The sequence below is a fragment of the Actinosynnema sp. genome, from assembly GCF_052038725.1.
In genome coordinates, this window is sequence record NZ_JBQGCX010000829.1 from 1 (window position 1) to 8,305 (window position 8,305).

At 72.8% G+C, this 8,305-nt stretch carries 6 protein-coding genes; 4 read left to right on the forward strand and 2 right to left on the reverse strand.

The window, feature by feature from the left end; genetic code table 11:
- Positions 1–76: 76 nt before the first annotated feature.
- Positions 77–2,227: a 3-hydroxyacyl-CoA dehydrogenase NAD-binding domain-containing protein gene (locus tag ACTUAL_RS17040; RefSeq protein WP_440900960.1), complete on the reverse strand. Its 2,151-nt coding sequence runs from the start codon at positions 2,225–2,227 to the stop codon at positions 77–79.
- 44 nt (positions 2,228–2,271) lie between these two features.
- Positions 2,272–3,516, reverse strand: coding sequence for an acetyl-CoA C-acetyltransferase (locus ACTUAL_RS17045; protein ID WP_440900961.1), 1,245 nt, complete (start codon positions 3,514–3,516; stop codon positions 2,272–2,274).
- Positions 3,517–3,725: 209 nt separating this feature from the next.
- Between ACTUAL_RS17045 and ACTUAL_RS17050 the strand changes: the two genes are divergently transcribed.
- The 4 genes from ACTUAL_RS17050 to ACTUAL_RS17065 all read left to right on the forward strand — a co-directional run.
- Positions 3,726–5,531 carry an AMP-dependent synthetase/ligase gene (locus tag ACTUAL_RS17050; RefSeq protein WP_440900962.1) on the forward strand — a complete coding sequence of 602 codons (1,806 nt, stop codon included), beginning with the start codon at positions 3,726–3,728 and terminating at the stop codon, positions 5,529–5,531.
- 48 nt (positions 5,532–5,579) lie between these two features.
- Positions 5,580–6,200 carry a TetR/AcrR family transcriptional regulator gene (locus ACTUAL_RS17055; RefSeq protein ID WP_177154301.1) on the forward strand — a complete coding sequence of 207 codons (621 nt, stop codon included), beginning with the start codon at positions 5,580–5,582 and terminating at the stop codon, positions 6,198–6,200.
- 33 nt (positions 6,201–6,233) lie between these two features.
- Positions 6,234–7,376: an acyl-CoA dehydrogenase family protein gene (locus ACTUAL_RS17060; RefSeq protein ID WP_096495439.1), complete on the forward strand. Its 1,143-nt coding sequence runs from the start codon at positions 6,234–6,236 to the stop codon at positions 7,374–7,376.
- Between the two features lie 11 nt (positions 7,377–7,387).
- Positions 7,388–8,305: NAD(P)H-dependent flavin oxidoreductase (locus ACTUAL_RS17065; RefSeq protein WP_440900963.1), on the forward strand; the 918-nt coding region annotated here is incomplete at its 3' end.

Sequence of the window (8,305 nt, forward strand, 5' to 3'; positions counted from 1 at the left end):
GCGCGCCGAGCAGCGCGCGGTGGCCCGGCGGTTCCTGGTGCCGATGCTCGAACCCCCGCGCACACCCTGAAAGCCGCTACTCGTACCGCTCGCCGCGCTCCTCCTTGCCCACCACCGACTCCGGTGGGCTGAACCGCTCGCCGTACGCCGCCGCCAGCTCCCGCGCCCGCGCCACGAACCCGGCCAGCCCGCCGGGGTAGCCGTTGGCGTACTGGAGCACCCCGCCGGTCCACGCCGGGAACCCGATGCCCAGCACCGACCCGACGTTCGCGTCCGGCACCGACCGCAGCACGCCCTCGTCCAGGCACCGGATGGCGTCCAGCGACTCGGCGAACAGCATCCGCTCCTGCACGTCCCGGAACGGGATCTCCGCGCCCTCGCGGGTGAAGTGCTCCCGGAGCCCCGGCCACAGCCCGACCCGCTCGCCGTCCGCGTACTCGTAGAACCCGGCCCCGCTGGAGCGCCCGCCGCGCCCGAACTCGTCGATCATCCGGTCCACCACGGCCTCCGCGCCGTGCTCGACCCACTCACCGCCTGCCGCCAGCACCGCGGCCTTGGTCTCCTGCCGGATCTTGCGCGGCAGGGTCAGCGTCAGCTCGTCCATCAACCGCAGCGGAGGCGCCGGGTACCCGGCCTGCGACCCGGCCTGCTCGACGGTCACCGGGTCCACGCCCTCGCCGACCATCGCCACGGCCTCGTCCACGAACCGCCCGATGACCCGGCTGGTGAAGAACCCCCGGCTGTCGTTGACCACGATCGGCGTCTTGCCGATCTGCCTGGCGATGTCCACCGCCTTGGCCACGGTGTGCTCACTGGTCCGCTCCCCGACCACGATCTCCAGCAGCGGCATCTTGTCCACCGGCGAGAAGAAGTGCAGCCCGATGAAGTCCTCCTGCCGCGTCACGCCCTCGGCCAGGCCGGTGATCGGCAGCGTGGAGGTGTTGGACCCGAGCACCGCGTCCGCCGCGACCACGGCCTCGACCTCGGCGAACACCTTGTGCTTGAGGCCCTGGTCCTCGAACACCGCCTCGATCACCAGGTCGCACCCGGCCAGGTCCGCCACGTCCGCGGTCGGGGTGATCCGCGCCAGCAGCTCGTCCCCGCGCTCCCGACTGGTCTTCCCGCGCGCCACGGCCTTGTCCACCAGCTTCGCGGAGTAGCCCTTGCCGCGCTCGGCCGCCTCGGCCGTGACGTCCTTGAGCACGACCTCCAGCCCGCCCCGCGCGCAGGAGTACGCGATGCCCGCGCCCAGCACCGCGACCTTGCGCGCGGTGTGCGGCGGGAAGCCCTGCGGCCGGTTGCCGCCGGAGTTGACGTGCTGCGTGTCGTAGAAGAACGCCCGCATCATGTTCTTCGAGACCTGGCCGATCATCAGCTCGACCAGGTAAGCGGTTTCCACGCGCTGCCCCGACTCGAAGTCGAGCTGCGCGCTCTCCACCGCCGCCGCCAGGACGTTGCGCGGCGCGGGCAGGGGAGCGCCCTTGACCTGCTTGCGCAGGTTCGCCGCGAACGCGGGCAGCAGCGCCGCGACCTTCGGGCTCGTCGGCGACCCGCCGGGCATCCGGTAGCCCTCGGCGTCCCACGGCTGCACCGCGTCCGGGTTGGCCAGCACCCACGCCCGCGCCTTGGCCAGCAGCTCCTCGCGGCTGGACGCCAGCTCGTCCACCAGCCCCAGCTCCAAGGCCTCCGCAGGCTTGTACCGCTGGCCCTGCAACAACACCCGCGTGAGCGCCTTCTGCAACCCCAGCAGCCGCACCGTCCGGCTGACCCCGCCGCAGCCGGGCAGCAGCCCCAGCGTCACCTCCGGCAGCCCGATGCGGCTGTCCGGCACGTCGAGCGCGATCCGGTGGTGGCAGGCCAGCGCGATCTCCAGACCGCCGCCCAGCGCCGACCCGTTCACCGCCGCCACCACCGGCCTGCCCAGCGTCTCCAGCATCCGCAGCTGCGCCTTGAGCACCGCGCACACCTCGGTGAGCGCCTCGGCGTCCTCGGGCTCGGCCCTGCTCATGAACCCGACGTCGCCGCCCGCGAAGAAGCTCTTCTTCGCCGAGGTCAGCACCACGCCGGTGATGCTCTCCCGCTCGGCCTCCAGCCGCGTGACGACGGCCTCCATCGACGTCCGGTAGGCCGGGTTCATCGTGTTGACCGGGTGGTCCGGGTCGTCCATCGTCAGCACGACGACCCCGTCCTCGCCCCGCTCCCACCCGATCATGTCCTGCTCCCGCATCGGTGCTCCTTCCCGGCTCGCGGGGTCCTGGGGGTGCGGCGCGCTCACACGCGCTCGATCACGGTGGCGATGCCGATGCCGCCGCCCGCGCACAGGGTCACCACGGCCCGCCGCGCGTCGCGCCGCTCCAGCTCGTCCACGACGGTGCCGACGAGCATCGCCCCGGGCGCGCCCAGCGGGTGGCCCATGGCGATCGCGCCGCCGTTGACGTTGACCTTGTCCCACGGCAGGTCCAGGTCCTTGGCGTAGCGCAGCACCACCGCCGCGAACGCCTCGTTGATCTCGAACAGGTCGATGTCGTCCACCGTCAACCCCGCCAGCGCCAGGGCTTTCCGCGTCGCGGGCGCCGGACCGGTCAGCATGATCGTCGGATCGGCCCCGCTCACGGCGGCGGCCACCACGCGGGCGCGCGGGGTCAGCCCCAGCTCGCGCCCGGCCCGCTCGGAGCCGACCAGCACCAGCGCCGCCCCGTCCACCACGCCGGAGGAGTTGCCCGGCGTGTGCACGTGCTCGATCCGCTCGACCCGGTGGTACTTCTGCAGCGCCACCGCGTCGAACCCGCCCGCCTCGCCGATCGCGGCGAACGAGGGCTTCAGCCCGGCCAGCGCCTCCGGCGTCGTGGACGGCCGGGGGTGCTCGTCCTCGGCCAGCACGGTCACCCCGTTGCGGTCCTCGACCGGGACCACGGACTTGGTGAAGTACCCGCCGCTCCACGCCGCCGCCGCGAGCCGCTGCGAGCGCAGCGCGTAGTCGTCGACGTCGGCGCGCGAGAAGCCCTCTATGGTGGCGATCAGGTCGGCGCTCACGCCCTGCGGCACGAACGGGATGTCGTACGCGGTCTCCGGGTCGGTGGCCATCGGCCCGCCGTCGGAGCCCATCGGCACCCGCGACATCGACTCCACGCCACCGGCCAGCACCAGCTGCTCCCAGCCGCCCCTGACCTTCTGCGCGGCCAGGTTCACCGCCTCCAACCCCGAGGCGCAGTACCGGTTGAGCTGGAACCCGGCGACCTCGTCGGGCAGCCCGGCCACCAGCGCGGCGGTCTTGCCCAGGTTCATGCCCTGGTCGCCGACCGGGGTGACCACGCCGAGCACGACGTCGTCGATCCGGGCGGGATCGAGGCCGGGGTGCCTGGCGCCGACCTCCCGGATCAGCCCGGCCACCAGCGACACCGGTTTGACGTGGTGCAGCGCGCCGCCGCGACCCTTGCCCCTCGGGGTGCGGATCGCGTCGTAGATGAATGCCTCGCTCACTGTGCTCGCACTCCCTCCCCGCCGGCGACAGCGCATCCCCGGCTCCCCGATACTGGCAGTTGTTGACGAAGTGTCAATAGTGCGGCCGGGGGAGCAAACTGCTGGCTGATAGTGCTTTTGAGCCTCTGGATCGATGTCGAAGGCGACAACCGGAGGACTCTTGTTGACACATCGGCAACAAGCGGGCCAGGGTGGAGGTCGCTCCGGGAAGCCCGCACGAGGTCCGCGATGGAGGGGAACCCGACGTGACGACCACAGCAGAGCCGCTGCACGAGTCCGCGCAGGAGTCGACGATCACCCGGCTGCTCCGGCGCGACGCCGAGCGGTTCCCCGACCACCCCGCGCTCACCTCCGGCGGGACCACCCTGACCTGGTCGCGGCTGCGCGCCGAGGTCGCCACCCTCACCAGGGGCCTGGCCGCGCTGGGCGTGCGCCGGGGCGACCGGGTGCTCATCGCCATGTCCAAGCGCCCCGAGCACTGGATCGCCGACCTGGCCGCCGTGCACCTGGGCGCGCTGCCGTGCAGCACCTACGACACGCTCAGCACCGAGCAGGTCGGCCACATCGCCAGGCACAGCAACGCCTCCACCCTCGTCCTGGAGGGCGCGGAGCAGCTGGCCCGCTGGCGGCCGGTGCTGGACGACCTGCCGAACCTGCGCACCGTCGTCGTGCTCGACCCGGCCGCGCTGCCGCCCGGCGACCCGCGCTTCGTCGGCTACGCCGAGCTGCGCGGCGAGCCCACCACCCCCGACGCCGCGTTCGAAGCGCTCACCGACGCGGTCGGCCCCACCTGGCCGCTCACCCTGGTCTACACCTCCGGCACCACCGGCGACCCCAAGGGCGTCGTGCTCTCGCACCGCAACGCCGTCCACGAGTCCCTCGCGCAGGAGCACCTCGTGCCCGGCCCCGAGCACCCCAGGACCGTGGCCTACCTGCCCATGGCGCACATCGCCGAGCGCGTCCTCGGCGTCTACCTGCCGATCTGCAACGCCGGGCACGTCACCACCTGCCCCGACCCCAAGCAGCTCCTGCCCGCGCTGCTCGCCGTCCGTCCACACGGGATCTTCGGCGTGCCGAGGGTGTGGGAGAAGCTGGTCACCGGTCTGCGCGCCACGCTCGCCGCGCTGCCGCCCGAGCACGCCGCCCCCGTGGAGGCCGCCCGCCGCGCCGTCCTCGAGGCGCACCGGCTGCGCGCCGAGGGCGCCGAGGTCCCCGCCGACCTGGCCGAGCGCGCCCGCCACCTGGACGACGCCGTGCTGCGCCCGATCCGCGCCGCCATCGGCCTGGACGAGTGCGTGCGCGCCTACAGCGGCGCAGCCCCGATCCCGGTGCCGGTGCTGGAGTTCCTGGCGGGCCTGGGACTTCCCGTGCTGGAGGTGTGGGGCCTGTCCGAGACCACCGGCGCGGCCACCGTCAGCACCCCGGAGCTGTTCGCCACCGGCGCGGTCGGCGCGGCCGTGCCCGGCGTGGAGGTGGCAGTGGCCGAGGACGGCGAACTGCTCGTGCGCGGACCCGTCGTCTGCGAGGGCTACCTGCGCGCCGACGGCGGCATCGACCCGGTGACCGACGGCGACGGCTGGCTGCGCACCGGCGACGTCGGCGCGATCGACGACCGCGGCCTGGTCACGATCACCGACCGCAAGAAGGAGCTGATCATCACCGACGGCGGCAAGAACATCGCGCCCACCAAGGTCGAGGCCCTGCTGCGCGCCCACCCGCTGGTCGGCCAGGCCGTCGTGATCGGCGACCGCCGCCCGTACCTGACCGCGCTCCTGGTCCTGGACGAGGACGCGGCCCCCGCCTGGGCCGCCGCGCACGGCATCACCACCGGCTTGCCCGAGCTGGCCGGGCACCCCGACGTGCTGGCCGCGCTCGACCACGCCGTCGCGGAGGCCAACGCGCCCCTGTCGCGCGCCGAGCAGGTCAAGGCGCACCGCGTCCTGCCCGGCCCGTGGACCGCCGAGTCCGGCGAGCTGACCCCCAAGCTCAGCCTGCGCCGCAAGGCCGTCGCCGAGCTGCACGCGGCGACCATCGACTCGATGTACACATAGCACCGGCAGAGGTGGCTGGACCTTTTCACGGAAGAGCGGGTGGTCGGCATGGCCGGGCAGCACCAGGCGCAGCGGCGCCGGATGGAACCGGACGCCAGGCGGGCGCAGATCCTCGCCGCCGCGCGCAAGCTCTTCGGCGCGCGCGGCTACGCGGGCGTGGCGACCGCGGACATCGCCGCCGAGGCGGGGGTGGCCCGCGCCCTGATCAACCACTACTTCACCGGCAAGCGCGGCCTGTACCTGGAGGTGGTGCGCCAGATGATGGTCATCCCCGCCTCCGTGTCCGAGCGCCTGCCGCGCACCACCCCCGAGGAGCGCGTGTCGATCTGCGTCGACCGGTGGCTGGAGGTCGTCGAGCGCAACCGGGAGATGTGGCTGTCCGCCATCAACCTGGAGGCCATCGGCGGCGACCCGGAGATCGACCGGATCATGCTGGAGGCCGACGAGATCGCCACCGACCGGGTGCTGGAAGCCGCGCTCATGACGGACGTGGTGGACGGCCGGGAGAAGCTGCGGGCGCTGGTGCGCGCGCATGGCGCGATGCTCAAGGCCGCCTCCAGGGAGTGGCTGGTGCGCGGCTCCCTCAGCCGCGCGGACCTGCACGTGCTGCTGACCAGGACCGTCCTGCACCTGGTGGACGAGGTCTTCCCGGCCGTCCGGGACGAGTAGCAGGAAACCCCGCCCTGAACAGGAGTGCACGCCATGCCCCGAGCACTGACCGACGAGCGCCGCGACCTGGTCGCCGCGGTCGCCGACTTCTGCCGCCGCGAGTGCGGGACCAAGGAGCAGCGGGACAAGCTGACCGAGAACGGCAGGGAACCGCACAACCAGCGGCTGTACGAGAAGATGGCCGACCTCGGCTGGCTCGGCATCGCCATCCCCGAGGAGCACGGCGGCGCCGGGCTGGGCATGGTGGACCTGTGCCTGTTCCTGGAGGAGAGCTCCTACGGGCTCGCCCCCATCAGCGGTTTCGGCACCACCATCATCACCGCCGCCGCCTACGAGAGGTTCGGCACCGAGGAGCAGAAGCGCGCCGTCCTCGGCGGCGTGGTGCGCGGCCGGGTCGAGGCGGTGTCGATGTCCGAGCCGGGCGCCGGGTCCGACGTGGGCGCGCTGACCTGCCGGGCCGACAAGGTCGACGGCGGGTACCTGGTCAACGGCCAGAAGACCTGGTGCTCCAACGCCCACTTCGCCGACCACGTCCTGCTCATCGCCAGGACCGCCAAGGACCGGGGCAAGCACGGCGGCCTGACCCAGTTCATGGTGCCCGCCGACGCCGAGGGCCTGCGGATCAGCGGCATCGAGACCATGGGCGGGCGCGAGGTCAACGACCTGTACTTCACCGACTGCTTCCTGCCCGACTCGGCCGTCGTCGGCGTGCCCGGCCAGGGCTGGGCGCAGCTGATGGCCGGGCTGAACCTGGAGCGGATGATCCTGGCCGCGCTCATGCTCGGCGTCGCCAGGCGGGCGTTCGACGACACCCTCGCCTACGTGCGCCAGCGCGAGCAGTTCGGCAGGCCGGTCGGCTCGTTCCAGGCGCTGAAGCACCGGATCGCGGACATGGCCGTGGAGCTGGAGTGCGCGCGGCTGCTGCTCGACGACGTCGCCGCGACCATCGACGCCAACCCCGGCGAGGTGTTCGCGCGCGAGGCGTCCATGGCCAAGCTCAAGTGCACCGAGCTGGCCAAGCACTTCGCGCTGGAGGGGATGCAGATGCTCGGCGGCTACGGCTACGCCACCGAGTACGGCATGGAGTCGCTGCTGCGGTCCGCCGTCGTGTCCACTGTGTACGGTGGGACGAGCGAGATCCAGCGCGACATCATCGGCAAGACCTACGGGCTGTAGAGGGGGAAGCGTTGCTGCGGACGAGGTTCACCGAGCTGTTCGGCGTGCGGCACCCGATCGTGCAAGGCGGGATGCAGTGGGTCGGCCGGGCCGAGCTGGTCGCGGCCGTCGCGGAGGCCGGGGCGCTGGGCTTCCTGACCGCGCTGACCCAGCCGACCCCGGAGGCGCTGACCGCAGAGATCGCGCGCTGCCGCGAGCTGACCGACCAGCCGTTCGGCGTCAACCTGACGATCCTGCCGTCGATCGACCCGCCCCCGTACGACGAGTACCGGGCGGCGATCGTGGAGTCCGGCGTGAAGATCGTGGAGACGGCCGGGTTCAACCCCGAGGCGCACCTGCCCGGCTTCCACGAGCACGGCGTGAAGGTGCTGCACAAGTGCACCAGCGTGCGGCACGCGCTCAAGGCCGAGCGGATCGGCGTGGACGCGATCAGCATCGACGGCTTCGAGTGCGCCGGGCACCCCGGTGAGGACGACGTCCCCGGCCTGGTGCTGATCCCGGCGGCCACCGCGCGCCTGAGCATCCCGGTGATCGCGTCCGGCGGGTTCACCGACGCCCGCGGCCTGGTCGCCGCGCTCGCCCTGGGCGCGGAGGGCGTGAACATGGGCACCCGGTTCCTGTGCACCCGGGAGGCGCCGGTGCACGAGAAGGTCAAGGCCCGGATCGTGGCGAGCAGCGAGCTGGACACCGAGCTGATCTTCCGCCCCCTGCGCAACACCGCCCGCGTGGCCAGCAACTCGCTCAGCCGCAAGGTGGTCGAGGTGCTGGCCCAGGGCGGCGAGTTCCCGGACGTGCGCGACCTGGTCGCGGGCGCGCGGGGCCGCAAGGTCTTCGAGGACGGCGACCTGGAGGCGGGCATCTGGAGCACCGGCATGGCCCAGGGCCTGATCGACGACGTGCCCACCGTCCGCGAGCTGGTGGACCGCATC

Excerpts from the sequence above, each read along its gene's own strand:
- ACTUAL_RS17040 (WP_440900960.1), bottom strand. The coding sequence starts at position 2,227 with ATGCGGGAGCAGGACATGATCGGGTGGGAGCGGGGCGAGGACGGGGTC.
- ACTUAL_RS17045 (WP_440900961.1), bottom strand. The coding sequence starts at position 3,516 with ATGCGCTGTCGCCGGCGGGGAGGGAGTGCGAGCACAGTGAGCGAGGCA.
- ACTUAL_RS17055 (WP_177154301.1), top strand. The coding sequence starts at position 5,580 with ATGGCCGGGCAGCACCAGGCGCAGCGGCGCCGGATGGAACCGGACGCC.
- ACTUAL_RS17060 (WP_096495439.1), top strand. The coding sequence starts at position 6,234 with ATGCCCCGAGCACTGACCGACGAGCGCCGCGACCTGGTCGCCGCGGTC.